Below are 25,685 nucleotides of genomic sequence, written 5' to 3'. Positions count from 1 at the left end.
AGCTTCTACTATATAATAGCTATAGTCTACAATAATTGAGTCGTAATATGCGATTTTTTAAGACAATCGGTGAGAAAACGCTGAAATAAGCGGTATTAGTAGGAGGACACAAATGATTACAGTAAGTAACGTTAGTTTGCGTTTCGCAGATCGCAAATTATTTGAAGATGTTAACATAAAATTCACGCCAGGTAATTGCTATGGTTTAATTGGAGCAAACGGTGCTGGTAAATCAACATTTCTAAAGATTTTATCTGGAGAAATTGACCAATCAACAGGTGACATACATATTACGCCAGGTGAGCGTCTAGCAGTATTAAAACAGAATCACTTCGAATATGAAGAGTTCCCTGCACTAGAAACAGTAATGATGGGTCACACACGTCTTTATAAAGTAATGCAAGAGAAAAATGCAATTTACATGAAAGAAGACTTTAGTGATGAAGATGGCATGCGTGCTGCAGAACTTGAAGGTGAGTTCGCTGAGCTAAACGGTTGGGAAGCTGAGTCAGAAGCTGCAATCCTTCTAAAAGGATTAGGTATCGGCGAAGATATTCATGATAAAAAGATGTCTGAATTAACAGGGGCAGAGAAAGTAAAAGTATTACTTGCTCAAGCTTTATTCGGTCAACCTGACATTCTATTACTAGATGAGCCTACCAACCATTTGGACTTAAAAGCGATTCAATGGTTAGAAAACTTCTTAATGAACTTTGATAATACAGTTATCGTTGTATCCCATGACCGTCACTTCTTAAATAAAGTATGTACGCACATGGCTGATCTTGATTTCGGTAAAATTCAATTATACGTTGGTAACTATGACTTCTGGTATGAGTCAAGCCAATTAGCATTAAAACTAACGCAAGATTCTAACAAGAAAAAAGAAGAGAAAGTAAAAGAGTTACAAAACTTTATTGCGCGCTTTAGCTCAAACGCATCTAAAGCGAAGCAAGCAACTTCTCGTAAAAAATTATTAGATAAAATTACATTAGATGATATTAGACCGTCATCACGTCGTTATCCGTTCGTTGGTTTCACACCAGAGCGTGAAGTAGGAAATGACTTATTAACGGTTGAAGGTATTTCTAAAACAATCGACGGAGAAAAAGTATTAGATAATGTGAACTTCACTTTAAATAAAGGTGATAAAGTTGCATTTATCGGCCGTAACGATATTGCAATGACAACATTATTTAAAATTCTTATGGGTGAAATGGAGCCAGATAGCGGTTCATTCAAATGGGGTGTAACAACATCTCAAGCTCATTTCCCAAGAGATAACTCTGAGTACTTCGAGAACAGTGATTACACTTTAATTGATTGGTTACGTCAGTTCTCTCCACAAGATGAATCAGAAAGTTTCTTACGTGGTTTCTTAGGCCGTATGCTATTCTCTGGTGAAGAAGTAAAGAAAAACGTTTCTGTTTTATCTGGAGGAGAAAAAGTTCGTTGTATGTTATCTAAAATGATGTTAAGCGGTGCAAACGTATTAACATTAGATGATCCAACGAACCATTTAGACCTTGAGTCTATTACAGCATTAAACAACGGTTTAATCACATTTAAAGGAACATTACTATTCACTTCTCATGACCATCAGTTCGTACAAACAATTGCAAACCGTATTATCGAAGTAACGCCAAACGGTGTAGTTGATAAGGTAGCGACGTATGATGAGTTCTTAGAAAATGAAGAACTTCAAAAACAAGTTGATGCAATGTACAAAGGTCAATAATGAATGATTAAAACCCCCGCTCTCTTTTATGAGAGCGGGGGTTTTTTAAGTAAACAAATATTCGTTTTAATATAAAGTGGGGGAAGGATTAAAATGAATAATTATTCAAAAATAACATTAGCGAAGGTAAGAAATTTTTGAAGCGTGGATAAACCCTGAAATGATCAAGAAATGGTTTTTTACATTGGAAGGGACGGATAAAGTAACGGGAAATACTCCTGAAGTAGGAGGGAGTTGGGAAATTATTGATCATCGTGGCGGAAAAGATTATCGAGCAATTGGGGAATATATCGAAATGAATCGTCCTAAAAAAAATTAGTATTTACATTAAAAACGCCGCAGTTTAGTGAATTATTAGATAAAAACACAGTTGAAATAAAAGAGAAACAACAAGGATTTAAAATGATATTTTCACAAAATATAATCGTTGCTCATGAAGAAGATTGGACAAAATATGATGTTGAAAAAGCTTTAAAGGGGTGTCATGATGACTCTGAACATGGTTGGAATGTAATGTGGGACTTAAAGAGTTGTTTAAAAGAAGAGGGAATAGCTACAAAGGATGATAAACGGTAGTCGAAAAAGTGTAGTTTGAGCAAATTGCCCAAACTACACTTTTTATTTTATGAAATTGGGTAGTTTACATGAATGTACCAAAATTGGAGATAGATTAGTTTGCAAATGAGGAAATAAAGGATTATAGTTTGTGGAGTCATAATTAGTGGATGAGCCCCTGGGAGAAAACAGGAAATGTTACAAATGTATTTTGTAAAATAGAAACCAAAGTCAAAATGTTTAAAAAGAAATAGTTGAATAAATAAAAGCTACAAATTATAATTACTAATATTCTTCATATAGTTAAACAAATAAAATCTATTTGAAGAAGAAAAATTAAATAGAGAGACAGACTTATATAAAATAAGCCTTGGATGATCAAAAGAGGTGGAGAGATGCAACAATTTTTATTAAAGAGTAAACGAGTATTAAGTAATCATTTTGGATTTTTCGTATTTGCCGTTATTTTACTTTGGTTAAAAACATATGCAGCATATGTGACAGAATTTAATTTAGGGATATCGAACACAATCCAAAAGTTCTTACTGTTTTTCAACCCGTTAAGCTCAGCAGTTCTATTTTTAGGGCTCGCACTATTCGCGAAAGGGAAACGAGCTTACATTTGGTTAATTATTATTAATTTGCTAATGTCTATACTTTTATATGCCAACGTAGTATATTATCGCTTTTTCAGCGACTTTATTACGTTCCCGACATTAACACAAACGAATAACTTTGGAGATTTAGGTGGTAGTATTTTTGCATTGCTACACTTATATGACCCACTATATTTCTTAGATACAATCATTTTAATTGTTTTAGTCGCAACGAAATTTGTAAATCCTAAACCAATCCGTGTTGCGAAGCATAAATTATCGCTAGTATTTGTAGCAGGTATTTTATTCTTTAGCGTTAACTTAGGTCTGGCAGAATCTGACCGTCCTGAATTGTTAACAAGAACATTTGACCGCAATTATATCGTGAAATATTTAGGGGCGTACAACTTTACGATTTATGATGGTATTCAAAGTGCGAAAGCATCAACAGAACGAGCATTAGCGGATGGAGATAATATGACAGAAGTTAGAAACTATCTTACATCAACTTATGCAAGTCCAAATCCTGAGTATTTCGGTAAAGGAAAAGGAATGAACGTAATTTATATTCATTTAGAGTCATTCCAAAACTTTTTACTAAACTACAAGCTAAATGGTCAAGAGGTTACACCATTCTTAAACTCATTTACAAAAGATGCGAATACGTTATACTTTGATAACTTCTTCCATCAAACAGGACAAGGTAAAACATCTGATGCGGAGTTCATGTTAGAGAACTCAATGTTTGGATTACCGCAAGGATCTGTTTTTACAAATAAAGCTAATAACACGTATCAATCAGCACCAGCTATTTTAGGTCAACAAGGATACACATCAGCAGTGTTCCACGGTAACTACAAAACGTTCTGGAACCGTGATGAAATTTATAAATCGTTTGGTTTTAATAAATTCTTTGATGCGTCATACTATGATATGAACGAAAAAGATGTAGTAAACTATGGGTTAAAAGATAAACCGTTCTTTAATGAATCAATTCCATTATTACAAACGTTAAAACAACCGTTCTATTCAAAATTTATTACGTTATCGAACCATTTCCCTTATCCAATTGATAAAGCGGAAGCGACAATTGAACCAGCGAAAACAGGTGATTCATCTGTAGATACGTATTTCCAAACAGCACGTTATTTAGATGAATCTGTAAAAGGCTTCATGGATTACTTGAAACAATCTGGTTTATACGATAACTCAATTATCGTTATGTACGGTGACCATTACGGTATTTCAGATAATCATGGCGCAGCAATGTCTCAAATAATGGGTAAAGAAATGAACTCATTTGAAAATGCTCAATTACAACGTGTACCATTAATCATTCGCGTACCAGGAATGAAAGGCGGCATACAACATCAATATGGCGGAGAAATTGACGTTCTTCCAACTTTATTACACTTACTAGGTACAGATACAAAGAATTATGTCCAATTCGGATCAGATTTATTATCGCCAGATCATAAACAAGTCGTTCCTTTCCGTAACGGTAACTATGTAAGTCCAACAGTGACTGCACTGAACGGCAAATACTATGATACAGCGACTGGAAATCCAGTAGAATTTACAGACGAAATAAAACAAAATGAACAAATGGTTCAAAAATCACTAAAATACTCTGACCAAGTTGTTAACGGCGACTTATTACGATTCTACACACCAGAAGGCTTCACTCCAGTAGAGCGTTCTAAGTACAACTATAACCATCGTGATAAAAATAAAACGAAGGTGAAGACGACTGAAGACGGGGAAACAAAATAAATAATAAAAAATCCTACTCGTATAGAAAACGAGTAGGATTTTTTGTTTTAAGATTTACTTTCGGATTTTTGGAGTGCTACTTTTTTAGGCATGAAACATGCGATAATCAAAGCTACAAAAGATAAGACTAACATAAATACGTAGGCATCACTTGAGCTGAAGATAGAAGATAATTTCTTTACTTGCATAACTGAAATGTTTCCATTTTCACTAGATAACTGCGAAGCATGTGAAGTTGATTGAATTGTGTATACCGTGATAATAACTGCTGTTCCAATAGCACCTGCTAATTGACGTACGGTATTATTCACTGCAGAACCATGTGAACCCAGTTCTCTTGGTAAAGCGTTTAAACCTGCTGTATTTAAAGGCATCGAAATGAAACTTAGTCCAATGCGTAGAATAATGGTACGAACCATTAAATACATATAAGTGGTGGATTCGGTCAAATCAATTACACCCCACATAGATATAATGATACATATTAAACCTGTAATAAAGAGTGGTTTCGCCCCATATTTATCAAACATTTTACCTGTGATAGGTGATAAGAAGGCATTAATCACAGCTCCAGGTAATAGAAGTAAACCTGATTCAAAAGCAGTAAAACCTCGTCCATTTTGCAAGTAAATCGGTAAAAGAATTAAATCAGCATACATAATCATCGTAATGAGTACGTTAATGACTGATGTAAGAGTGAAAATTTTATATTTAAATACGGATAAATTTAATAGTGGATCGCTAGACTTTATTTGACGTAAACAGAATAGGGTTGTAACAATTATTCCGATGATAATTGTAGTAATAACAACTGGATGATCCCATCCTTTACTTCCTGCACTACTAAATCCAAATATAATACAACCAAAGCCAATCGTTGATAAAATGACACTTACGATATCTAATTTTGCTTTTGTTGTCTCAGCAACATTCATTAAATATTTTAGCGCGAGAATAATAACGATTAATACAAATGGAGCTAATCCAATAAATAACCATCTCCATGATACATATTCAATAATAAAGCCAGATAATGTTGGAGCGATGGCTGGCGCGAAAATTATGGCGAAACCGATGGTTCCCATAATACTTCCACGCTTTTCACTAGGGTATAAATATAAAATAACTGTCATCATTAGTGGCATAATAATTCCTGCCCCAACTGCTTGAATCATTCTTCCTGTTAACAAAATGCCAAAATTCATGGCGCATGCGCAGAGAACAGTCCCAATAAACAAAGAGAGCATCGAGCTAATAAATAGCTGCCTTGTTGTAAATCGCTTCATTAAAAATGCCGTAATTGGCACGAGAACACCATTTATGAGCATAAAGCCTGTTGATAGCCATTGAACTGTAGCGGCCGTAACATCAAATACTTCCATTAAATTACTCATCGCTACATTTAATAGCGTCTGATTTAATGTTGATAAAAAACAACCGGAAATGAGCACAATTAATATAATTTTTTTATTTCTTTCTGATATTTCCTTTTGCATTGGTAAACTCCTTCATTGTTGTCTTGATTTATCGACATTGTGTCGATAAAATTAATGGTAACAAAATAAATTTTCTTTGACCATGAACAGTTTTGTTGAAAATGTTCACTACTCGACATAGAAGGTATGCACTGTCGAGTAAGTAAAGAGAAAATCTATAAAGGAGTTTCAAAATGTCTACACCTAAAAAAGAAGATCCTCGTACAGTTCGTTCAAGAGAAATGTTTCAAAATGCTGTTTTTTCTCTCCTATGTGAGAATCCGAGTATTTCAAATTTAACGGTTCAGAAAGTCGCAACAAAAGCAGGATTAAACCGAACAACCTTTTACTTACATTATCAAGATATTCAAGATTTACTAGACCAAATCACGAATGAAATTTCAAATGAACTTTCAAATAAAATAGCTGATTTAATACATGCAAAAGATTTATCAGAAAAACAAAAGCTAACACAATTACTTGATTATTTATATATCCATCGAAATTATTTATTTATATTATTTAAAATGAATCAATTTGAGGAGCAACTATTTTTATTTTTAAAAGAGTTAATAGAAACGAGAAGAGAGAATACGAAAAAGGATCTGCCTGATGATTATGTTGCGGTGGATATTAAAACAGCTTCATTGGTAGGTATTATCATATGGTGGATAAGGAATGGACTTCACTTTAGTTCAGATTATATTGCAAATCAAATTTATTTTATGTATAAAGGATAATAAATGCAAACAATTTATCCGTATTAAAAAAAGATTAAAATAACCTAGTATAATTTAAAGTATGGGGATTAATAAAAATTTATAAAACAAAAGATCCAGAGATAGAAGGGGGATATGCATGAATTTTAAAAATGAAAAAATATCATTACATTTAGAGGTTGTAAATTACCAATATAAAGATGCAAAAGACGAGTGTGATAGAAATTGGTTAAGAGTAAAAGCGAAACTATCAGAAGAAAATAAAGTTTTTGAAACGGTGGATCCTTTTTTACAAACTTTCGACTTACAGTACATGATAAAATGGTTTGAATCTTTACCAAACCCTACATATAACGAACTAGATTTCATAGAACCAAATTTAGCGTTTGAATTTATGGGAGAAAAAGAAGAGGAGTTTCACCTTGTTATTCGCTTATCGCTGGAACTTAAACCCGAATGGTGTAAGGAAGAGGAGTACGAATTTTCTATCAGTATAACTCAAGAGGATAGAGAGAATATGATTCGTTCTATTGAAGAGCAACAAAGGAAATTCCCAAAACGATAAAAAAAGACTTGATAACCTACAAGAGGGAATCAAGTCTTTTTATTACATACGATTATCATGCCAGAAGTTTAATGGGAAGTGTTCGTTCTCATTATAGGCTTCTAATTCATATCCTCTTTCTTTCAGCCCTTTAATAATTCCAGGTACTGCTTTAACTGATTGTGGATGAATATCGTGCATTAGAATAACTTCTGTTGGGTTTGTAGCACCATGTAGAACGTTTTCTACGATTTTAGCAGATGCAGCGTCTACTGGCATTTTGTTGTATTTCCAGTCTAATGAATCAATTGTCCAGTCCCAAACTTTTAAACCATTTTCTACAACTTTGTTGCGAAGGGCTTCATTTAATCCTGGCATTGAGCCGTAAGCTGGACGAGTTAATACTGGTGATTTTCCTAGAACGCCAGCGATTAAGCCTTGGTCTTCTTTCATTTCATCAACGTAATGACCTTCTGTGTACAGCTTCTTGTAGTTATGAGTCATACTGTGCATCCCAACATAGTGGCCTTCAGCATTTTCACGTTTTACAAGATCAGGGAAAGCTTTCACGTTTGAACCAATTAGGAAGAATGTTGCTTTTGCATTTTCACTTTTTAACATATCTAAAAGCTCAGCTGTGTATTTTCCAGGACCATCATCAAATGTTAAGTAAGCAACTTTTCTAACCTGCCCATTATAGTGTTTTGGAGCTTCTTTTGGTGCTAGGGATGTTTGAATTTCACTTACAAGTTGAACAGATTTAGTTTCATCCTCTGTACTTGCTAGAGCAGTATGTGTTGATCCATAAGCAGCTTCGTATGTAAACAATACCCCGACGCATATCAACAGAGCCCTTTTCATTAAAGTTGTCATCCGAATTCCATTGCGCATAATTTTCCTTCTCTCTATAAAAGTTCTACTCTACTATATTAGCAATTTTAGAGGGGGAAATGCAAAAAAACTTTTTTACAAGCGTAAGAAAGTTTGTAAAAAAATATGCAAGATTTCAACGTTTTGCAGGTTTAAAAAAATGAAACAAGAATTGAATGTATGGAACTGCATGTAAAATGGTTCATTCATGTTTTTTGTTTTAGAAAGGGAGGATAAGTATGAAAAAATTAGCTTGTTTACATGCTCATCATTCAAATATTGAATACATTGACCGAGCGTTGCAATCTTTTGGAATCGAAATACTCCATTTTGTAGATCCCATCTTATCACGCATATTAAAAAAAGATTGTGATTTTGAAAAAGAACAAGCACGGAATAATTTAAAAGATATTATAAAGTATATAGCCAAAAGTGATGTAGATACACTTTTATTAACTTGTACAGATTATATTACGCTATTAGATGAGAATTTCAAAATAGACATACCTATATTGAAAATTGATGAGCCATTTTTTGAAATGATTTGTCATGTTGAAGAGCCACAAACAATACTTTTTACAAATAATCGTACGGTTTCAGGAACGATGGAACGTTTAAAACAATACGCTCGGCAGAATAATAAATCCATACAAGTAAAAGTAGAAGTGATAGAAGGGATATTTGAGTTAATTATGCAAGGTCGTAAAGAAGAGCATGATGTTAAATTAGAAAAGTATTTATATGAAATTATGAAAGATAGAAACGAAATGCTTTCAGTTGCACAATTATCGATGGTAGACGCTGCTACAAGGGTAGAAAATATAATAGGAAGGAACATAATAAATCCGTTGAATGCGCTTGTGGAGTATTGTATACAGAGTGTGAATGAACAACCGTGTGCAAAATAAGGAAGAGGATGTTTTTTGTTTTAAAGAACATCAATAAAATTTCACATACCGTATTTAAAAAATAAATATAGGAAAACCAAAAAATAATGTAGAATATATCGTACATACATATGTGAAGGCAACAAAATATATAAAAGAGGTGGACCTATGTTACTTGAAGAAGTAATGCAGAAACTGGAAGAATGTGGAACGGAACAAAACCGTAAAATCTTTAAAAATCATGGGGCAAAAGAGCCGTTATTTGGAGTTAGTTCTGCAAATTTAAAATTGTTGAAAAAGAAGATAAAAAAGGATCATGATTTAGCAATCTCATTATGGGAAACGAAAAATATGGATGCAATGACTTTAGCAACGATGATTTTAGATCCGAAGAAACTAACGTCAGAACAACTAAATAGATGGGTTCAGGATGTTGATTATTATTGTTTAATGGACGTTCTTATGACAGCTATATGTACGTCGCCAATCGTGATAGAAAGAATGGAAGAATGGACGAAGTCTGATGATGAATGGATTGGAAGAGCTGGTTGGTCATTATTAGCGAATATCGCAATAAAAAATAAAACGTTAGACGATGACTTTTTCTTACCGTATTTAGAAGAGATTAAAGTTCATATACATAATGAAAAAAATCGTAAAAGAGAAGCGATGAATAGAGCTTTAATTGCGGTAGGGGTTCGAAATGAAAGTTTGGAACAACAAGCAATTAAAATCTCACGTGAAATTGGAAAAGTAGAAGTTGATCACGGTGAAACGTCATGCAAAACACCAAATGCAGAATCCTATATTAAAAAGACACGAGAAAGAGCTGAAAAGAAGAAAGTAAAATAAGAAGGGATAAGATTATGAAACCAATTGAAGCGGCACAAAGTATTATTACATCACAATTTTCGAATTGTGATGTTGCTTTACTAGGGGGAAGTGTTGCTAGAGGAGAGGCTACGAAAACATCTGACCTTGATATTGTAATATTTGACCAAAGTTTGTCATCTTGTTATAGAGAATCTTTCTATAGTAATGGTTGGCCTGTTGAAGTATTCGTACATAATTTTGAAACGTATAAAACCTTTTTCAAAAGTGATTGTGAGCGCGGACGACCTTCATTACCTCAATTAGTTTCAGAAGGTATTGTGTTAAAAGGAGAAGATGAAATTGTAAAAATACTCAAAAGAGAAGCGAATGATTTATTAAATAAAGGACCAGAAAAATGGACAGAAGAAACGATGAAGCAGAAACGCTATTTTATTACGGATACTTTGGATGACTTCATTGGTGCAACAAAGAGAGAAGAAGAATTGTTCATCGCAAATTTATTAGCTGATTTAGTACATGAATATGTTTTAAGGGTAAATGGTCAATGGCTTGGAAATTCAAAATGGTTTATTAGAGTATTAAAAAGATATGACGAACAATATGCAGACCAATTTGTAGCAGTTTTTGATCATTTTTATAAAACAGGAGATAAAAATGAATTAATTAGTTTTATAGAAAATACGTTAGAGCAGTATGGAGGAAGAGTTTTTGAAGGGTTTTCTATCGGGAAATGAAAAGGGGATATCAAAATGAATGTACCATTCGTTCAATTAAGAGAATTGACACAAGACGATGTAGAAGATCGATATCAATGGTCATTAGATACAGAAGTAACAAAACATTTAGTTGTACCAGATCAATATCCACCGTTCACTCGTGGCGATACGAGAAGGTGGATTGAAACATGCATAAGTCGAGCGAATGGTTATGAACAACGAGCTATCGCTACAAAGGAAGGTATACACATTGGATGGGTAGACCTAAAAAACTTTGATAATACAAATAAAAATGCTGAACTAGGGATTGCAATTGGAAATAAAGAATATTGGGGTAAAGGATATGGAATAGCAGCCCTATACAGTATGTTACAAATCGGTTTTTCTGAATTCAAATTAGAAAAAATTTGGCTACGAGTAGACGAAGATAATTTACAAGCTAGAAAGAGTTATGAAAAAGTAGGATTTGTTTGTGAAGGAATAATGAGAAATGATCGGTTACGTAAAGGGAAGTTCATTCATCGTTATCGCTATAGTATGTTAAGAGAAGAATACCAATCTTTAAATAGTAGCTTATAAAAATATTATGTTAACTTAAAGGGGCAGGATAAATATGATTCGATTACTTACGAAAGAAGATGCGGAAAAATATTGGGACTTACGTTTACAAGCTTTACAAGTAAATCCAGAGGCATTTGTAACAACTTATGAAGAGGCGATTCGCCAGGAAAATCCTATTAAGAGAGTGGAAAGTAATTTAACAGCTACTACTAGTTGTACATTTGGTGCATTTAATGAAGAAAATCATTTAGTTGGAGTTGTCACTTTACTAACAGAAGAGAGAGAGGCGTATAAACATAAAGGTCATATCGTTGCGATGTATGTAGATGCACAAAACAGGCGGAACGGATTGGCACGTGAGTTAATAACAAATGCCATTCAAAGAGCGCGAGATATAAAACTAGAGCAATTGAACTTAGGTGTTGTATCCACAAACGAACCAGCAAAAAAATTATACGGATCAATGGGCTTTAAAACTTATGGAATTGAAAAGAGAGCTTTAAAAATGAATGGTGTGTATAGTGATGATGAAAATATGGTGTTGTTTCTTTAAAGAATACATATATAATAAGAATTGCGAATTTTAATTATATTCATTTTGTTGTATCGTATAACAAGAAACTAAACAAGGGGTTTTAAAATGAAAGCTATTGTAATAGGGATATTGGCATCATTTTTCTTTGCCTTTACCTTTGTGTTAAACCGGTCGATGGACTTAGGGGGCGGGAGTTGGATTTGGAGTGCATCACTACGGTATTACTTTATGGTTCCAATGCTATTACTTATTGTCATGTATAGGGGGAATTTAAAACAACTCTTGCAATATATGAAAAACAATCCGAAAGAGTGGTTGTTATGGAGTATTGTAGGGTTTGGTCTCTTTTATGCACCGCTTAGTTTCGCGGGTGCGTTTGGACCGGGGTGGCTTGTCGCTTCGACTTGGCAAATTACAATAGTTGCAGGGATTTTGTTAACACCATTTTTTGCGGTAGACCCATTACATAAAAAAATTCCAATGAAAGAATTAGTAATGTCAGGCATTATTTTATTCGGTGTTGTTCTTATGCAAGTAGAACACGCTTCTTCTTTAGGGATTCGTGAAACCATTTTATGTGTGGTTCCTGTACTCATTGCTGCGTTTGCATATCCACTTGGAAATAGAAAAATGATGCAAGTATGTAAGGGCGAATTAGATGTCTTCCAACGAGTTCTCGGTATGACATTAGCAAGTTTACCATTTTGGTTTTTACTATCTGGTTATGAAGTATCAACAGGCGGACTACCGTCAAGTAGTCAAGTTTTCCAATGTTTTATTGTAGCAGTTAGTTCAGGGTTAATCGCAACGGTATTATTCTTCTTTGCGACAGATCTTGTAAAAGATGATCCGCAAAAATTAGCAACAGTCGAGGCGACACAGTCTGGTGAAGTTTTATTTGCATTAGTAGGAGAGCTGATCTGGTTATCGGCTCCAATTCCGTCTTCTTTATCGTGGGTTGGAATGAGTCTTGTAATTGTCGGAATGATACTTCATAGTTATGTAGCTGTAGTTGTGAAAAAAGAAGAGAAAATAACGGCGTAATGAGATTAGCTCTTTTTCAATAAAGAGCTAATCTTTTTTCATGAGAAAGGATGGAGATAGGATGTTACAACGTGTTGAGCATTTAGAAATAGATCCCATTAAAAAAGTATTAAAGCATGCGACCGGTCCGAGTGAAGCAAGCTTATTTAAAGCAGTTTCAATGTATAAAAATAATCAGGCAGTGCTATATAAATATGGGAATAAGGGTTGCATAGGTATAGTGCTAATTCATACAAATAGAGCGAGAATGTGTCACATAGCTGTTGATGAAAAATATCGCAATCAAGGAATTGCACTTCAAATGATTAAAGAAATAATTAGGGAATATGAGTTAACATATATTGAGGCTGAGACAGATACAGAGGCAGTCGGATTTTATAAAAAGTGTAAGTTTAAGATTAAAAGTCTAGGAGAAAAACATCCAGGGGTGGAAAGATTTCATTGCTATCTCGAGAATGAACAGCTGAAAAGTATGTGAAATATGTAATTTTACATATTTAGTTTAGTTTGAAAAAAATGATATTTACAGTATATAATAAAGATAATTGGAAAAATATAGATAAATAGAAATTAGGTGCATAACACATGAGAATGGATAAAAGCAAATTTGTGAAAATTGCAGCTTCAATAGGAGTGTCATCTTTTTTATTAACAGGATGTGCTGATAATGATGAAGAGAGTGCACAAAAAGAAAGTAGTGCGGTAAAAACAGATGGTACGAAGCAAGAAAGCGAACAAGAAAAATTAAATTGTGATGATAAAGCGCCAACGACAGGAAATATAGAAAAAGAAGAATTATGTAGAGATAATAATTCACCCGCTTCATTTAATAATGAGAGTTCCCATTTGCCAATACTTCCGTTCGTTGCTGGATATTTATTAGCAAGTAAGACGTCGAATATGTATAATACTGCGAAACCAAATCTTACAAAGAAACCATATGCAAATAATATTATCCCATACCGTGAAAAGGATGAGCGAAGAAGTGGTGGCAGCGGTGGGTATTACGGTGGCACTAGTAGTAATAATGATTCTTCAAAGAAAGTGGATTTGAATAAGCAACAGCCGAACAGTTCAACTAAAGTGACGCCAGATTCAAATACGTCAAAAGCATCTACTACACAAACGCCAAAAGTGAATTCTGGTTCAAATGGAATTGGAAACGCAAAAGCACCAGCTGGATCCTAATTTGAAAGGATAATGGAGAAATGTATACAGAAAAAGAACAGGAAGAGTATATGAAAATCTGGTTTTCTCTTGCAGAAGAGGCTGGTAGAAATGGATTTACATGGCCGAGTTTGTTAGAGAGTGAAGAATGGAATCAATATATGGCAACTAGTATGTATCGTATGCCAGTACGTACATATACTGCAATTTCTAAAGCGACAGAAGAAATTATGTATGTGTTATATAAAACATATCAATACATTACAAATACACCAGCACAATTTCAAAAACTTGGTTTTCCACCAGAGACGTGGGAAATTGCAAGAATGAAACATACTGGTTTATTTTCATATTTTACAAGGCTTGATTTCATCGTAAATCATGATGATATTAAATTAATTGAAGTAAATTGCGATACTCCGACAGGTTATTTAGAACCATCTGTCGCTAATGAAGTATTGTGTCGATATCACGATGTGAATCATCCGAATCATATTGAAGAACACGTCGTTCAAGCTTGGGAACAAATTAAACATGATTACAAAATAAGTCCTGACGAAACGATTTATTTTACAAGCTACGATTGGCATGATGAAGATCATCAAACCGTTCAGTTTTTAAGAAGTTATTGTTTACAGCAACAAACCGATTATGTAGGAATACAAGATATCGTTGTTGCAGATGATGGAATATACACCCCGGCAGGCGATAAAATTAAATACTTATATCGTTTATATCCAATTGAATATTTAGTTTCAGATACTGATAAAAATGGTAAAAGAATCGGTCTGCAATTTTTAAATCATATCGCACAAGGAAAGGTGCAAATTATTAACCCACCGGCTGCTTTTGTTATGCAAAATAAAGGTATGCTCGCATTAATTTGGCAACTTTATGAAGATGAAGTTTTCTTTGAAAAAGAAGAGCGAGAGATTATTAAGGAATACTTCCTTCCAACGTATTTCACAAATAAACGATTCTTAGAAAGAAAAGAATCATATGTTTCAAAACCGTTATTTGGTCGCGAAGGCGGCGGAGTATCTATTTATGACAATGATCAACTATTGGCTGAAGATCAAACAGAGTATTATTTTGAACAACGAAAAATATATCAGCAATATGTAGACATGCCTGACTATACAATTGATACGTGGGATGGACCATATACTGGTAAACTACTTATCGGTTCTCATTGTATTAGCGGAAGAGCCGCTGGACTGTTTTTACGAGTAGGTGAAAGAATAACAGGGAATTTATCGATGTTTACTGGAGTTACGATTGAAGGGTAGCAACATTTGAATTAAAAGGTAATTAACAAAGAGCGCATCATTTGTGATGGGCTCTTTCATATGAGTATAAAGCTTGAATTAAGAGTGCTAGAGTGATCATTGCTTTGATGTAACGCTTTCATTTTGTTTCATTTCAAAAATTTTCATACCATCTTCATCTACAATTTTAATAGAATCTCTAAGTTTAGGCACACCGATATACATAACAGGGTTTTTTATCTTTTCCTTTGTTTTTTTCAATACGTAAGACGATAACTGATGTATCTTTTTCGTCTGTAACTTCTTTTACTGTAATTTTATCGTTTTTATACTTTTCTCCAAATGCTAAATATACCATCCTTTTTCCTTCACTAATGCTATCGTTTGAGTAATGAATCATAGTTGGATCTTCCTGTGCCTTTTCATATAAGTTTGAAGGGCCATATCCACCTTCGTTATATGAAGATTTTTCTAACACCCAAAAATCTTCATATTCATTATTAGAAAAAGTACAGCCACTTAAGCTAATAATCCCTAATATGAAAAGGGGTAATATAATTTTCTTCATTGTGTGCACCTTCCTTTATTAATTTTAAATAAATACACCATAATTTAACTGTTTCCGATATGATAAGAACGATAGGTCTATAGTAATCTGTATGATTATGTTAAAAATTAAGAAAAATATGATAATATATGTATGTATTAGTTTAAAGCAAAATGGGGGAACAATCGTGAAAATGAATGACATAGTGGCGAATACACAATTTCCAAATACAATCGAAACAATTACAAATGATTTAAAAGCATTAGGGATAGAAAAGGGAATGACAGTTATTGTACATTCTTCATTAAGTTCAATCGGTTGGATATCAGGCGGTGCAGTTGCTGTAGTAGAAGCGTTAATGAAAGTTGTTACAGAAGAAGGAACGATAATTATGCCGACGCAATCTTCGGATTTATCCGATCCAAAACATTGGTCAAGACCACCTGTACCAGAAGAATGGTGGCAAATTATTCGGGATAACGTCCCAGCATTTGATCCACGTATAACACCAACAAGGGCAATGGGAGAAGTAGTTGAATGTTTTCGTACATATCCGAATGTATTGCGCAGTAATCATCCACTCAGTAGTTTTGCAGCATGGGGGCAACACGCAGAAGAAATTACAGCGAATCATTCACTTTCCATAAGTTTTGGTGAAGAATCGCCATTACGAAAAATATACGATTTAGATGGATACATATTATTACTTGGTGTCGGTTATGACTCTAATACGTCTATACATTTATCTGAGGTACGTACAGGTGCACGCGAGTTAATAAAGGTAGGAGCACCTATTATAGAAGAAGGTGTAAGAGTATGGAAAGAATTCGTTGAAATGGATTACGATTCTGATACGTTTGTAGAAATCGGAGTTGAATATGAGCTTAAAGGAACAGTTACGCGTGGGAAGATAGGGAATGCGACGTGCCGTTTTATGAGGCAGCGTGATGCAGTTGACTTTGGAACAGAGTGGTTTCGTGCGAAAAATCAGTAAGGGATGGTTATTATGCAGGGGAAAAAAGTATTAATTACGAGCGGCGGCTGCCTAGAAAAATGGGATCAAGTACGTGGGCATACAAATTTAGCAAAAGGTACGATTGGAAGAATTATTGCAGAAGAGCTAATGAAAAAAGGAGCAAATGTTATATATTTGCATGGCTATTTTGCTGAGAAGCCAATGGATGTAAATAACCAATTAGAATTGCACCCATTTGAGGGGATTATTGATTTACAAGATAAGATGAAAAGTATTATTACACATGAAAAAGTAGATGCAGTTATTATGGCTGCTGCTGGCTCAGATTGGGTTGTCGAAAAGATTTGTGATCAAGATGGAAATGTTCTTAATATGAACGGAAAGATTTCAAGTGATATCGCTCCAATTATTCATTTTCAAAAAGCGCCAAAAGTATTAAAACAAATAAAGAGTTGGGATCCAGAAACGATACTCGTTGGCTTTAAACTGGAAAGTGACGTAAATGAAGCAGAACTTATTGAAAGAGCAAGCAAAAGAATGGAGGGTGCAAAAGCGAGTGTAATGATAGCGAACTCACCGCATTCTTTATATTCTCGCGGTGCTGTGCATCACGTTATTGGACAAGACGGTAATGTGAAGTTATGTAATGGGAAAGATGAAACTGCAAAAGAAATTGTCAATATGTTAGAGCATTTATGTAATCGTATCACTACTATGTAGATTTAAGCTTTTAGAAAGAGATGCAGTCGCATAGTATATAATGGAGTTAATATTAAATTAGTGGAGGAACGTATCCCTCACTAATTATTAAATTGAATCAAATCAATGAAATAGGCCATTAGCTGCTCGTAAATGTGTAATACATGATATATGCATAATGAACATTTTTTGAGGAGTGGATTGTATGGAACATTTATTAAAGCAAGCTATTAAACTTAGAAATGAAAAGAAATATGCGCAGTCTAGAGAGATACTTATAGGATTAACAAACTTTACGAGGGATGCAGAAGTACTATATCAATGTGCTTGGATACATGATGTAATGGGTCTTGAAACGGAGGCGGTTCCGTATTATGAACAGGCAATTGCGAACGGACTTGATGGTGAATCCCTTTGCGGTGCGTATATCGGTCTTGGCAGTACGTATCGTTGTATAGGGGAATATGATAAAGCGATTACTTTATTAGAAGCAGGGATAAAGAAGTTCCCGGAAAATGACGTGATGAAAGTGTTTTTATCATTAGCAAAATATAACGTAAACGAACATGAAGAAGCGATGAAATTACTGTTAGAGACAGTTGTGAAAGTAGATGAGATAAAAGAATTTGAACGTGCTATTTCATTTTATAAAGACCATTTAAATGAGGTTTTTGAATAGAGGAGAGAAGGAATGAATCCATCAATTTCAAGAAGGAAAAAAGGCATTTGGATTGGACTCGTATCTTTAATTATGTTATCAAACTATTTATTGTATGCCCTGCCAATAGTGCCAGCTGCCCCGAAAGAAGTAGTCCTCGGTTCATTATTAGATTTTATGTTTGTAATTCCAGTCATCACATATTTCTTTATTATACGGAAAAGATATTCGTTAACGTATATGTTTCCTGTAGTTATAGCTGGATATGTATTCGCAAGATTTATAATTCCTAGTGATTATTTACAAGCTTTTTCATTTGTTTCGTATGTAATAGTTGCTGGAGAAATTGTGTTCGTATGTTTTGAACTGTTTCTTATATATAAAATTATAAGAGTACTTCCTAAAATAATAAAACGATATAAAGAATATAGAAGTGAGTATTCTTCATTTTCTTATGCGATTGATGCAGCGTTTGATGCTACTATGAAAAGAAGTAAGGCTGTAAGTATCATTCTTACTGAGTGTAAATTAATCTATTATGCATTTTTATCGTGGCGTGAAAAAGTACCAGATGGTGAATGCACATATTCCTATCACAAAAAGACCGGCGCTATAGGTGTTTATATTATGATTATTCACGCAACAGTAATTGAAAGTATCGGTTTTCACTATTTACTTCATCAATGGAATCCAGTAATAGCTTGGATTTTACTCATACTAAACGTATATGCGATGATTTATTTTTTAGCTGAAATACAAGTGATGCGTAAAAATCCAATTGTCGTAACAGAAGAACAAGTTATCATTCAAATTGGATTAGGAAAGAAAGTTGTATTGTCATTTACACAAATTGATAATATTGCATTCTACAAGGGGGAATCCCTAACAGCAAAAGAAGAAAAAGAGGTGCTGGATGCAACTGTTATGGAGTTCATAAAAGAACCTCCTACTTTTGAAATAACGCTAAAAGAGCCAGTGAAAGTGCAGTTGTTGTATGGATTTACTAAAACAGTAAGTCGTGTTCACTTAAATGTTGATGAGAAACGAAAATTTTATGATGCGGTTACTGAAAGGTTAAAACATATGAATGGTGGATAGTGAAAAACTCCTTCTAAATAAGAAGGAGTTTTATTGTGTAATTGTAGACCGTACACTTCTTTATCGCTATATAAACGGATATAATTAAGACTAGAAATAGCATAAGGGGAAACAAAAAAATGAATAAATTACGAACACCTAAAAGTGAAATTATAGAAAGAAAAATCCGATATGACTCGACAATAGTAGATCACAATTGCTTAATACTTGAAAAGAAATCGCAAAGTATCGTGTTATTTTATGAGGTTCAGTATTCATTTACGATGAATACAAATGATTCGAGTTTAACAATCCCAAAAGGAAGTTACACCATTGCATACTACTGGGAAAATCGTCCGTACAATTTATACATATGGAGAGATAAGAACGGAATGTATTTAGGCGCTTATTTTAATGTTGTAAAAAATACGCAAATAACAGACGAACTAGTGTCATTTGAAGACTTAATTATTGATATTATGGTAATGCCAAGTGGAGAATGTTTTATTTTAGATGAGGATGAGTTACCTGAGCCCTTAGAGAGTTTTGAAGGTGGCTATGTGGATGAAGCTCTTTATGTATTAAAGGAAATAATTCAAAAGTCGCTTCCTCAAATGATTGTAGAGACAGAAATGGTGCGGCTAAAATAAAGTTTAATCGATTTGAAAAGAGAATACGTGTTTAATGAAAATGAGTAGTCTTTATATGATCTAACTTTTTTGATAAATCTAAGGTTAGAAGCATATTTCTTGGGATTACTCTTTTTTTGTAGGAATTTTGTTGCTTAGTTTCTAAATTGATTTTTAAATTTATCAAATAAGATTGACTGAATCAAGTTCAGTCGTTTATGATTGAATCAGATTCAGTCGTGGTAAAAAACATAGTAGGAGATGACGTATGAAAAGAATATCAAAAGAACCCGATATAAGACGCCAAGAGTTAATGGATATTGGTTTTGAACTATATATGAAAAATGGTATGGAGGATTTAGCATAAAAGATGTTGTTAGTCGGGCTGGTGTAGCAACAGGGTTGTTTTACTATTACTTTAAATCTAAAGAAGATTTTGTTGATGAGACTTTAAATAGCTTCATTGTGAAAAATATGGAGTTAATTGAAGAAATACTTATTTCAAATGAACGGTCTGTAATGCAGAAGATGAAAGATTCTCTAGATATATTTTGGACATTTATTGAAAAATTAGCACCCTATAAAAATGTGAGTTCGTTTCAGACGGAACAACATTTTCAACTGGAACAGAAATTATTCACACGAATTCAACCATTAATTCGACAAGTAATTGAAGAAGGAGTGAAAACGGGGATTTTTTATACTGACAACTCCTCATTAGCTTCTGGATTTATTTTATACGGTCTTAGCAGTATTGCTCATTCAGAAGTAAAGTTGAATCTAGATACGAAGCAAGAAATGGTTAATTTAGTATTAACTACACTACGATACGATCAAAAAGAAGGTGAATGTATATGAAGATTATTATCGATGGAAACAATATTTCGCAAGAGCAACTTACAAAATGGAAAAGAGAACGTATTAAAAAAGCATTAAATACATTAGGACATAAAGGGCCTGAAATAAATGATACAGACGTCATGATAAAAAAGCTAACGGAAGTAAAGTTGAAATATTCATATAATGAAATGTATGATAAACTGAAATCAAAACTTAGATTAAGTGGAATAGGTATGCGTATCTGTACTGTTTTATCTGGTGATAGACGAAAATTTTCAAAAACAAGCATCTATTTAGATGGGATTACAGCAGAAGAAGCTATAAATGGAATTGATAGTTTTATGCTTGAACAATCACGTGAAAATAATCAAGTGAATTTATCGGCTTGTCCTGATCACTATGTACTAAGCCCCTTTGGGGAAAATGAATTAGAGGTTATCGAAACTACAGGTAATTCTCCGTTCCCAGTTCAATTTTTCATTGTTTTTGGTGACGAAACGGGATTGAAAACACCTAGAGATAAGTCTTACCAATACCAATCAACAGGTGTTGCACGTATGAAAGATGGTACTATTATTGGTGGAGTTCGGCATCAATTTAAAGATATTGATACTGGGATAGAAGTAAGTCTAGTTGTTGAGTTCCCAGCACTTTGTCCTAATAGTCTTATTAAATCACATCAAATGCATTTAGCATGTGAGTTTTCTTATTGGTTACAGCGGATTAAGGACCATAAAAAATAGTAAGTGAAAAATACCTTTCAAATAAAGAAATATACAATTTTTATGAATATAAATCGAACTGTATTTCAAACAAACAGTAACGATGTTCAAACGAATCATATGTGTCTTTAAATAAAGACTAGTTAACTTATAGGAAATGTTTTTATAATATGTAGTTAATTCTATAACGTATCGCTGATTGGAAAAACCGAATCCATTCATTTATATGAATCAGTTCAAGGAGGGGGAAGAAGTGGCAGAACTGTTATTCCCTTTATTAAAAGACGAGAAGCAACAAGAAAATAAAATCGTTGGTGAAATGATAGCTGATGCATATGCTTTAAAAAAATAGTGAGAAATAAAAAACTCGCAAGTTTTTAAGCTTGCGGGTTTTCATCGTAAACAATTAATAAATATGATAAAATTAAGAGGTAACTTATGGTACGGTTGGTTGTTCAATTATCACTTCTCCGAGTAGGAGGGGGGTGATAATAAGTGAGTGAAATTGCGTTGTTATTGCAAGGTGGACTGTTTCTCATTGCATTGTTAACGTTTATTGTCGTCTTAATTGACAAGCTCAAAAAATAACAACCCACCTATGCCTATAGAAAGTGGGTTGTTGTGTTTGTACGAAACAAATAGGATAAATGAACAATCCAATCTGCTAAGTTACGTGGACTAGTGTGTAGCCGCACACTAGTCTTTTTTATTTATATACAGGTTTTAATTGTTTTATGTGATTGTATTGTTCTTTTCACACTCATTATAACACAGTGTCTTTTCATGAAGAAAGGAGACCGTATGTTCCTATATGGATTAAATAGAACGTGTAGTTTCTTTAAATAGCCCATCCATATACTGTTTTAAACTTTCCACAAAAAATCCTTTTTTGTCTACATTATTTACGCCGACAATTGGTGATGGAAGATTGTATCTTTTTTCTGATAAATGAACAACAACATCAAAAATATCAAATAGGCGAATGAAGCAGAATAGACCGTCTTTATCACTAAGTAAAATAAAGTAATGGTTTTCGCTCGTTGTATTTAATGTATTCCATAAAGAGCTTTTGCTTAAGTCACGAACGATACTCTTTTCCTTTAATTCCATGAAATCGGCATTTAATAGAATGGTAGAAATATCAATCGCATCTGGATCGTCAAAGTAGCCATCAATTGTTTGTACAGCAAAAGTATAAGCCATTTTTAATACACTCATTTTATATTTACGGTTATCTAAAAGCAATTCACGTTGAATAGAACTAGCTACTTTTGTTACGCGCTCTTCTTTCCAAATTTCATTATGTAATGAAATATCGTGCTTTTTACATAGTTTCATAATTAATGCATTGGAATAAAGTATCTCATCACTTACTTCGACTACATCTGTCTCAGCGGCTGCTAGCTCCTCACCATGTTCATTCGTATAGAGAGGGGAATCGATTTGTTTTTTCATTTGCTCAATCTTATATTGACTTAATTTATGTCTAATTAAAGGACGATCAATATTTGTTGTCATATGTTCATGACATGAATCACAAATTGAATTTATGAAATAATATCCACATAATATCTCTGGAATGACATATTGTTCACTAAGTTCTTTCGTATCTTTTCTGCAAATGATGCATTGTGTCATATTTATCACCTTTACCTGCAAATTTGTCTGTAATCTCATTGTAGTGTATTTAATGGGATTTTGGAATATTGTAAAGGAAAATATTATGTGAAATCTAAGTTTAATTTGGTACAATGAAGAGAAGTGCTAGTTTAAAGGAGGACGTTTTTTTGAAATCGAAAGTGCACTTTTGGACATTAGAAGTGCTGATGGTTGTAGGAATTATATTTATTTGCACAAAAATATCGTTTCTATTTCAACCGATTGGTATCTTCATATCAACATTATTTTTCCCAATTTTAATCGCGTTATTTTTATACTTCATATTTAACCCATTGTTAGTCTTTTTGGAGAATAAAAAAGTACCTAGAGGTTTAGCGATTTTACTACTGTATCTTTTTATCATCACATTAACTGGAGTTGCTATTGGAGTAGTTGTTCCAACCATCTCACAACAGTTAATGGATTTAGTAAAAAATATGCCGACTTACATAAAAGAGGGAAAAGTATACATACAAGATCTATCCCATCATAGATTATTTGAATGGCTATCTACACAAAACTACGTTTCCATTGAGACAATTGAGAAAAATGCAATTGAATACTTAAAGGAAATACCAAACACACTTACGTCGAGTGCAACGGCTTTATTTGGTATTATCACGAACGTGGCGTTAGTTATCTTTACAGTACCGTTCATTTTATTTTATATGTTTAAAGATGGACATGCATTTCCAGGAAAAGCTGTTAGTGTATTACCAGAGTCTTACCGTGAAGAAGGACTTCGTATCATAAAGGAAACGAACGAAACATTATCTGCATATATTCAAGGTCAAGCGCTCGTTTGTATGTTTATTGGTGCCTTTACATTTACTGGTTATTTAATCATCGGTTTACCGTATGCTTTCGTTTTAGGAATTATCGCAGCATTTACAAATATAATTCCGAACTTAGGTCCATTTATCGGAGCAGCACCAGCTGTCATTATAGGTCTGTTCGTATCTCCGATGCAAGCTCTGTACGTAATTATTATAGTAACAATCGTACAACAGTTTGAAAGTAACATCATTTCACCGCGTATTATGAGTTCAAAATTAAATATCCATCCGTTGACAATTATCATCCTTATTTTAGGGGTAGGTAATTTCGCGGGAATTATCGGAATGATTTTAGCAGTACCAGCTTATGCGGTAACAAAAACAGTTGTTTCGAACTTAGTGAGATTGTTTAAGACGAAACGAAGTAAACGGAAATAGAATATGTTGAGAAAGATACACCGCTTAATAAAAAGGGGTGTATCTTTTATTTTTTAGTGTATGAAATACTTATTATTGTATATTTTTTACACATCAAATCAGGCGGTGAATTTTTGTTAAATGAACTATGTGGAATCCCTCTGAACTATCCAAATCATTTCTTTACACCGCGTTATTAACATCATAATCGACTCCTTTCATTTCTAATATAAGTTCAAACAATTATAGGTGAGTGTAGTACTTGCTTCTACGATCACGAATTTCATCTATAATCTTTTTATACTGTTCCTCTTGTTTTACTTCATTTGCAGATATAGTTTCTTTTTGAATCGTAATGGTTAAAAAGAAAAGGTGAAACTTCATACATGAATTCCTCCTTTCGAATAGGAATTACAGGTGACTACAATAATGACTTTGTCGTTCTTTTACGTTGTACATAGCCTGCTCAATTTGTCGGTCATGAAGCATATCAGACTCAGACAGTTTGTTTTTTTGAATGGTAATTGTTAAAAATAATACTCTGAATTTCATTGGATATTACCCCTTTATAATTTATTTAGTAAAGACGATTGTAATAAGAGGACTGACGCTCTTTCACATCATCCATAATATTTTTAATTTGTTGTTCACGAGAAATTTCATCTCTTGAGAGTTTACGCTTTTGAATGGTAATCGTTAAAAAGAAAGCTTTAAATTTCATTAGGATATTACCCCTTTATAATGTATTTAGTAAAGACGATTGTAATAAGAGGACTGGCGCTCTTTCACATCATCCATAATGTTTTTTATTTGTTGTTCACGAGAAATTTCATCTTTTGAAAGTTTGTGTTTTTGAATGGTAATCGTTAAAAAGAAAGCTTTAAATTTCATTAGGAAATTACCCCTTTATAATTTATTTAGTAAAGGCGATTGTAATAAGAGGACTGACGCTCTTTTACTTCGTCCATAATAATTTTAATTTGTTGTTCACGTAAGATTTCAGCTTTTGAAGATTTACGTTTTTGAATGGTGATAGTTAAAAAGAAAGCTTTGAATTTCATTAGGATATTGCCCCTTTAAAAAAAATTTAATACATTTGTGTATAATACGAACTTTTAATGTCCGTTATTTTATCCATAGTTTGTTTTAATTGTTGTTTACGAAAGATTTCAGCTTCAGATAACGTTTTTTTCTGAAGTGCTGTCGTAAAAAAGAAAATATGAAAAGTCATGGACGAATTCCTCCTTTCGAAAAGGAATTACAGGTGATCGCAATAAAGCACTTGGCGCTCCTTAACATCATTCATAGCTTTTGTAATTTGCTCATTATGAAGAATTTCAGCTTTGGAAAGTGTATTTCTTTGAATCGTAATACTTAAAAACAATACGCTAATAGTCATCGAA

Annotated in this window: 33 protein-coding genes and 3 pseudogenes; 25 read left to right on the top strand and 11 right to left on the bottom strand. The window is 33.4% G+C overall.

Annotation, left to right across the window (positions count from 1 at the left end; genetic code table 11):
* Positions 1-112: 112 nt before the first annotated feature.
* The 4 genes from DET63_RS19290 (at position 113) to ltaS (ending at position 4,662) form a co-directional block, all read left to right on the top strand.
* On the top strand, positions 113-1,738 hold the full coding sequence (locus DET63_RS19290) for an ABC-F family ATP-binding cassette domain-containing protein (protein ID WP_002013447.1): 1,626 nt from the start codon (positions 113-115) through the stop codon (positions 1,736-1,738).
* Between the two features lie 160 nt (positions 1,739-1,898).
* A complete protein-coding gene (locus DET63_RS30735) occupies positions 1,899-2,057 on the top strand; it encodes an SRPBCC family protein (RefSeq protein WP_235661806.1) in 159 nt (52 codons plus the stop codon).
* Between the two features lie 83 nt (positions 2,058-2,140).
* Positions 2,141-2,314, top strand: a complete 174-nt coding sequence (locus DET63_RS30730) for an ATPase (protein ID WP_235661807.1) — start codon at positions 2,141-2,143, stop codon at positions 2,312-2,314.
* A 374-nt stretch (positions 2,315-2,688) separates the two neighbouring features.
* Positions 2,689-4,662, top strand: a complete 1,974-nt coding sequence (gene ltaS, locus DET63_RS19280) for a lipoteichoic acid synthase (RefSeq protein ID WP_113937537.1) — start codon at positions 2,689-2,691, stop codon at positions 4,660-4,662.
* Between the two features lie 47 nt (positions 4,663-4,709).
* On the opposite strand, the gene DET63_RS19275 is transcribed toward ltaS, so the two are convergent.
* A complete protein-coding gene (locus DET63_RS19275) occupies positions 4,710-6,158 on the bottom strand; it encodes a DHA2 family efflux MFS transporter permease subunit (protein ID WP_113937536.1) in 1,449 nt (482 codons plus the stop codon).
* 173 nt (positions 6,159-6,331) lie between these two features.
* On the opposite strand from DET63_RS19275, the gene DET63_RS19270 reads away from it, so the two are divergent.
* Entirely contained in the window at positions 6,332-6,877 is a 546-nt protein-coding gene (locus DET63_RS19270; protein WP_113937535.1) for a TetR/AcrR family transcriptional regulator, read from the top strand.
* Between the two features lie 118 nt (positions 6,878-6,995).
* Positions 6,996-7,421, top strand: coding sequence for a WapI family immunity protein (locus DET63_RS19265; protein WP_113937534.1), 426 nt, complete (start codon positions 6,996-6,998; stop codon positions 7,419-7,421).
* 42 nt (positions 7,422-7,463) lie between these two features.
* Here the strand turns inward: DET63_RS19265 and DET63_RS19260 are convergent, their stop codons facing one another.
* On the bottom strand, positions 7,464-8,291 hold the full coding sequence (locus tag DET63_RS19260) for a peptidoglycan-N-acetylglucosamine deacetylase (protein ID WP_113937533.1): 828 nt from the start codon (positions 8,289-8,291) through the stop codon (positions 7,464-7,466).
* A gap of 218 nt (positions 8,292-8,509) precedes the next feature.
* Here DET63_RS19260 and DET63_RS19255 point away from each other — a divergent pair, with 218 nt between their 5' ends.
* From DET63_RS19255 to DET63_RS19215, 9 genes are all read left to right on the top strand, one after another.
* Positions 8,510-9,178 (top strand): hypothetical protein, encoded by a 669-nt coding sequence (locus tag DET63_RS19255; RefSeq protein ID WP_113937532.1) that lies wholly within the window; start codon positions 8,510-8,512, stop codon positions 9,176-9,178.
* Between the two features lie 147 nt (positions 9,179-9,325).
* A complete protein-coding gene (locus DET63_RS19250; RefSeq protein WP_113937531.1) occupies positions 9,326-10,009 on the top strand; it encodes a DNA alkylation repair protein in 684 nt (227 codons plus the stop codon).
* Positions 10,010-10,023: 14 nt separating this feature from the next.
* The gene (locus tag DET63_RS19245; protein WP_113937530.1) at positions 10,024-10,725 is read left to right on the top strand and encodes a nucleotidyltransferase domain-containing protein; all 702 of its coding nucleotides are present in this window, start codon (positions 10,024-10,026) and stop codon (positions 10,723-10,725) included.
* A gap of 15 nt (positions 10,726-10,740) precedes the next feature.
* Entirely contained in the window at positions 10,741-11,286 is a 546-nt protein-coding gene (locus DET63_RS19240) for a GNAT family N-acetyltransferase (RefSeq protein WP_113937529.1), read from the top strand.
* 34 nt (positions 11,287-11,320) lie between these two features.
* The gene (locus tag DET63_RS19235; protein WP_113937528.1) at positions 11,321-11,821 is read left to right on the top strand and encodes a GNAT family N-acetyltransferase; all 501 of its coding nucleotides are present in this window, start codon (positions 11,321-11,323) and stop codon (positions 11,819-11,821) included.
* Between the two features lie 87 nt (positions 11,822-11,908).
* Entirely contained in the window at positions 11,909-12,847 is a 939-nt protein-coding gene (locus tag DET63_RS19230) for a DMT family transporter (protein WP_113937527.1), read from the top strand.
* Positions 12,848-12,908: 61 nt separating this feature from the next.
* On the top strand, positions 12,909-13,325 hold the full coding sequence (locus DET63_RS19225; protein WP_113937526.1) for a GNAT family N-acetyltransferase: 417 nt from the start codon (positions 12,909-12,911) through the stop codon (positions 13,323-13,325).
* A gap of 107 nt (positions 13,326-13,432) precedes the next feature.
* Positions 13,433-14,035 carry a hypothetical protein gene (locus DET63_RS19220; RefSeq protein WP_113937525.1) on the top strand — a complete coding sequence of 201 codons (603 nt, stop codon included), beginning with the start codon at positions 13,433-13,435 and terminating at the stop codon, positions 14,033-14,035.
* Between the two features lie 20 nt (positions 14,036-14,055).
* Positions 14,056-15,303, top strand: a complete 1,248-nt coding sequence (locus tag DET63_RS19215; RefSeq protein WP_113937524.1) for a glutathionylspermidine synthase family protein — start codon at positions 14,056-14,058, stop codon at positions 15,301-15,303.
* Positions 15,304-15,399: 96 nt separating this feature from the next.
* Here the strand turns inward: DET63_RS19215 and DET63_RS19210 are convergent.
* Positions 15,400-15,850 (bottom strand): annotated as a pseudogene (locus tag DET63_RS19210) (hypothetical protein).
* Between the two features lie 172 nt (positions 15,851-16,022).
* Between DET63_RS19210 and DET63_RS19205 the strand changes: the two are divergent.
* The 9 genes and pseudogenes from DET63_RS19205 (at position 16,023) to DET63_RS30465 (ending at position 22,018) form a co-directional block, all read left to right on the top strand.
* Positions 16,023-16,823: an AAC(3) family N-acetyltransferase gene (locus DET63_RS19205; protein WP_125930143.1), complete on the top strand. Its 801-nt coding sequence runs from the start codon at positions 16,023-16,025 to the stop codon at positions 16,821-16,823.
* 12 nt (positions 16,824-16,835) lie between these two features.
* The gene (locus DET63_RS19200; protein ID WP_002084931.1) at positions 16,836-17,525 is read left to right on the top strand and encodes a phosphopantothenoylcysteine decarboxylase domain-containing protein; all 690 of its coding nucleotides are present in this window, start codon (positions 16,836-16,838) and stop codon (positions 17,523-17,525) included.
* Between the two features lie 184 nt (positions 17,526-17,709).
* On the top strand, positions 17,710-18,183 hold the full coding sequence (locus DET63_RS19195) for a tetratricopeptide repeat protein (protein ID WP_002013416.1): 474 nt from the start codon (positions 17,710-17,712) through the stop codon (positions 18,181-18,183).
* A gap of 12 nt (positions 18,184-18,195) precedes the next feature.
* The gene (locus DET63_RS19190) at positions 18,196-19,260 is read left to right on the top strand and encodes a hypothetical protein (protein WP_113937523.1); all 1,065 of its coding nucleotides are present in this window, start codon (positions 18,196-18,198) and stop codon (positions 19,258-19,260) included.
* A gap of 119 nt (positions 19,261-19,379) precedes the next feature.
* Positions 19,380-19,889: a ribonuclease FAU-1 family protein gene (locus DET63_RS19185; protein WP_001038143.1), complete on the top strand. Its 510-nt coding sequence runs from the start codon at positions 19,380-19,382 to the stop codon at positions 19,887-19,889.
* A 247-nt stretch (positions 19,890-20,136) separates the two neighbouring features.
* Positions 20,137-20,726 (top strand): annotated as a pseudogene (locus tag DET63_RS19180) (TetR/AcrR family transcriptional regulator).
* A complete protein-coding gene (locus DET63_RS19175) occupies positions 20,723-21,451 on the top strand; it encodes a hypothetical protein (RefSeq protein ID WP_002127829.1) in 729 nt (242 codons plus the stop codon). The pseudogene DET63_RS19180 and the gene DET63_RS19175 overlap by 4 nt, the downstream one beginning before the upstream one ends.
* A 217-nt stretch (positions 21,452-21,668) precedes the next feature.
* Positions 21,669-21,782, top strand: a pseudogene (locus DET63_RS19170) (alkanesulfonate monooxygenase); the annotation flags it as partial.
* A 143-nt stretch (positions 21,783-21,925) separates the two neighbouring features.
* Complete coding sequence (locus DET63_RS30465; RefSeq protein WP_001289318.1) at positions 21,926-22,018, top strand: putative holin-like toxin; 93 nt, start codon at positions 21,926-21,928, stop codon at positions 22,016-22,018.
* 228 nt (positions 22,019-22,246) lie between these two features.
* Here the strand turns inward: DET63_RS30465 and DET63_RS19165 are convergent, their stop codons facing one another.
* Positions 22,247-23,068 carry an HNH endonuclease gene (locus tag DET63_RS19165; RefSeq protein ID WP_000189680.1) on the bottom strand — a complete coding sequence of 274 codons (822 nt, stop codon included), beginning with the start codon at positions 23,066-23,068 and terminating at the stop codon, positions 22,247-22,249.
* 149 nt (positions 23,069-23,217) lie between these two features.
* Between DET63_RS19165 and DET63_RS19160 the strand changes: the two genes are divergently transcribed.
* Positions 23,218-24,303: an AI-2E family transporter gene (locus DET63_RS19160; RefSeq protein ID WP_000837889.1), complete on the top strand. Its 1,086-nt coding sequence runs from the start codon at positions 23,218-23,220 to the stop codon at positions 24,301-24,303.
* A 222-nt stretch (positions 24,304-24,525) separates the two neighbouring features.
* On the opposite strand, the gene DET63_RS19155 is transcribed toward DET63_RS19160, so the two are convergent.
* From DET63_RS19155 to DET63_RS19125, 7 genes are read right to left on the bottom strand one after another with little or no spacing between them, the layout of a single operon-like run.
* Positions 24,526-24,666, bottom strand: coding sequence for a YrzI family small protein (locus tag DET63_RS19155; protein WP_002065956.1), 141 nt, complete (start codon positions 24,664-24,666; stop codon positions 24,526-24,528).
* Positions 24,667-24,693: 27 nt separating this feature from the next.
* Positions 24,694-24,834, bottom strand: a complete 141-nt coding sequence (locus DET63_RS19150) for a YrzI family small protein (RefSeq protein WP_000672237.1) — start codon at positions 24,832-24,834, stop codon at positions 24,694-24,696.
* A gap of 25 nt (positions 24,835-24,859) precedes the next feature.
* Complete coding sequence (locus tag DET63_RS19145) at positions 24,860-25,003, bottom strand: YrzI family small protein (RefSeq protein WP_002120145.1); 144 nt, start codon at positions 25,001-25,003, stop codon at positions 24,860-24,862.
* 26 nt (positions 25,004-25,029) lie between these two features.
* On the bottom strand, positions 25,030-25,173 hold the full coding sequence (locus DET63_RS19140; protein ID WP_000668953.1) for a YrzI family small protein: 144 nt from the start codon (positions 25,171-25,173) through the stop codon (positions 25,030-25,032).
* Between the two features lie 26 nt (positions 25,174-25,199).
* Positions 25,200-25,343, bottom strand: coding sequence for a YrzI family small protein (locus DET63_RS19135; RefSeq protein ID WP_000668987.1), 144 nt, complete (start codon positions 25,341-25,343; stop codon positions 25,200-25,202).
* 26 nt (positions 25,344-25,369) lie between these two features.
* Entirely contained in the window at positions 25,370-25,513 is a 144-nt protein-coding gene (locus DET63_RS19130) for a YrzI family small protein (protein ID WP_000142704.1), read from the bottom strand.
* A 27-nt stretch (positions 25,514-25,540) separates the two neighbouring features.
* Positions 25,541-25,681: a YrzI family small protein gene (locus tag DET63_RS19125; protein ID WP_000156202.1), complete on the bottom strand. Its 141-nt coding sequence runs from the start codon at positions 25,679-25,681 to the stop codon at positions 25,541-25,543.
* Positions 25,682-25,685: the final 4 nt, after the last annotated feature.

It is taken from the genome of Bacillus sp. DB-2 (assembly GCF_003315125.1).
Classification (GTDB): domain Bacteria; phylum Bacillota; class Bacilli; order Bacillales; family Bacillaceae_G; genus Bacillus_A; species Bacillus_A mycoides.
Note: the sequence above shows the minus strand (reverse complement) of the source record. Positions and strands in the feature narration are given on the sequence as shown.

Bases quoted from the DNA above. Each gene is read 5' to 3' on its own strand.
- DET63_RS19290 (WP_002013447.1), top strand. From the start codon at position 113: ATGATTACAGTAAGTAACGTTAGTTTGCGTTTCGCAGATCGCAAATTA.
- DET63_RS30735 (WP_235661806.1), top strand. From the start codon at position 1,899: ATGATCAAGAAATGGTTTTTTACATTGGAAGGGACGGATAAAGTAACG.
- DET63_RS30730 (WP_235661807.1), top strand. From the start codon at position 2,141: ATGATATTTTCACAAAATATAATCGTTGCTCATGAAGAAGATTGGACA.
- ltaS (WP_113937537.1), top strand. From the start codon at position 2,689: ATGCAACAATTTTTATTAAAGAGTAAACGAGTATTAAGTAATCATTTT.
- DET63_RS19275 (WP_113937536.1), bottom strand. From the start codon at position 6,158: ATGCAAAAGGAAATATCAGAAAGAAATAAAAAAATTATATTAATTGTG.
- DET63_RS19270 (WP_113937535.1), top strand. From the start codon at position 6,332: ATGTCTACACCTAAAAAAGAAGATCCTCGTACAGTTCGTTCAAGAGAA.
- DET63_RS19265 (WP_113937534.1), top strand. From the start codon at position 6,996: ATGAATTTTAAAAATGAAAAAATATCATTACATTTAGAGGTTGTAAAT.
- DET63_RS19260 (WP_113937533.1), bottom strand. From the start codon at position 8,291: ATGCGCAATGGAATTCGGATGACAACTTTAATGAAAAGGGCTCTGTTG.
- DET63_RS19255 (WP_113937532.1), top strand. From the start codon at position 8,510: ATGAAAAAATTAGCTTGTTTACATGCTCATCATTCAAATATTGAATAC.
- DET63_RS19250 (WP_113937531.1), top strand. From the start codon at position 9,326: ATGTTACTTGAAGAAGTAATGCAGAAACTGGAAGAATGTGGAACGGAA.
- DET63_RS19245 (WP_113937530.1), top strand. From the start codon at position 10,024: ATGAAACCAATTGAAGCGGCACAAAGTATTATTACATCACAATTTTCG.
- DET63_RS19240 (WP_113937529.1), top strand. From the start codon at position 10,741: ATGAATGTACCATTCGTTCAATTAAGAGAATTGACACAAGACGATGTA.
- DET63_RS19235 (WP_113937528.1), top strand. From the start codon at position 11,321: ATGATTCGATTACTTACGAAAGAAGATGCGGAAAAATATTGGGACTTA.
- DET63_RS19230 (WP_113937527.1), top strand. From the start codon at position 11,909: ATGAAAGCTATTGTAATAGGGATATTGGCATCATTTTTCTTTGCCTTT.
- DET63_RS19225 (WP_113937526.1), top strand. From the start codon at position 12,909: ATGTTACAACGTGTTGAGCATTTAGAAATAGATCCCATTAAAAAAGTA.
- DET63_RS19220 (WP_113937525.1), top strand. From the start codon at position 13,433: ATGAGAATGGATAAAAGCAAATTTGTGAAAATTGCAGCTTCAATAGGA.
- DET63_RS19215 (WP_113937524.1), top strand. From the start codon at position 14,056: ATGTATACAGAAAAAGAACAGGAAGAGTATATGAAAATCTGGTTTTCT.
- DET63_RS19205 (WP_125930143.1), top strand. From the start codon at position 16,023: ATGAATGACATAGTGGCGAATACACAATTTCCAAATACAATCGAAACA.
- DET63_RS19200 (WP_002084931.1), top strand. From the start codon at position 16,836: ATGCAGGGGAAAAAAGTATTAATTACGAGCGGCGGCTGCCTAGAAAAA.
- DET63_RS19195 (WP_002013416.1), top strand. From the start codon at position 17,710: ATGGAACATTTATTAAAGCAAGCTATTAAACTTAGAAATGAAAAGAAA.
- DET63_RS19190 (WP_113937523.1), top strand. From the start codon at position 18,196: ATGAATCCATCAATTTCAAGAAGGAAAAAAGGCATTTGGATTGGACTC.
- DET63_RS19185 (WP_001038143.1), top strand. From the start codon at position 19,380: ATGAATAAATTACGAACACCTAAAAGTGAAATTATAGAAAGAAAAATC.
- DET63_RS19175 (WP_002127829.1), top strand. From the start codon at position 20,723: ATGAAGATTATTATCGATGGAAACAATATTTCGCAAGAGCAACTTACA.
- DET63_RS19165 (WP_000189680.1), bottom strand. From the start codon at position 23,068: ATGACACAATGCATCATTTGCAGAAAAGATACGAAAGAACTTAGTGAA.
- DET63_RS19155 (WP_002065956.1), bottom strand. From the start codon at position 24,666: ATGAAGTTTCACCTTTTCTTTTTAACCATTACGATTCAAAAAGAAACT.
- DET63_RS19150 (WP_000672237.1), bottom strand. From the start codon at position 24,834: ATGAAATTCAGAGTATTATTTTTAACAATTACCATTCAAAAAAACAAA.
- DET63_RS19145 (WP_002120145.1), bottom strand. From the start codon at position 25,003: ATGAAATTTAAAGCTTTCTTTTTAACGATTACCATTCAAAAGCGTAAA.
- DET63_RS19140 (WP_000668953.1), bottom strand. From the start codon at position 25,173: ATGAAATTTAAAGCTTTCTTTTTAACGATTACCATTCAAAAACACAAA.
- DET63_RS19135 (WP_000668987.1), bottom strand. From the start codon at position 25,343: ATGAAATTCAAAGCTTTCTTTTTAACTATCACCATTCAAAAACGTAAA.
- DET63_RS19130 (WP_000142704.1), bottom strand. From the start codon at position 25,513: ATGACTTTTCATATTTTCTTTTTTACGACAGCACTTCAGAAAAAAACG.
- DET63_RS19125 (WP_000156202.1), bottom strand. From the start codon at position 25,681: ATGACTATTAGCGTATTGTTTTTAAGTATTACGATTCAAAGAAATACA.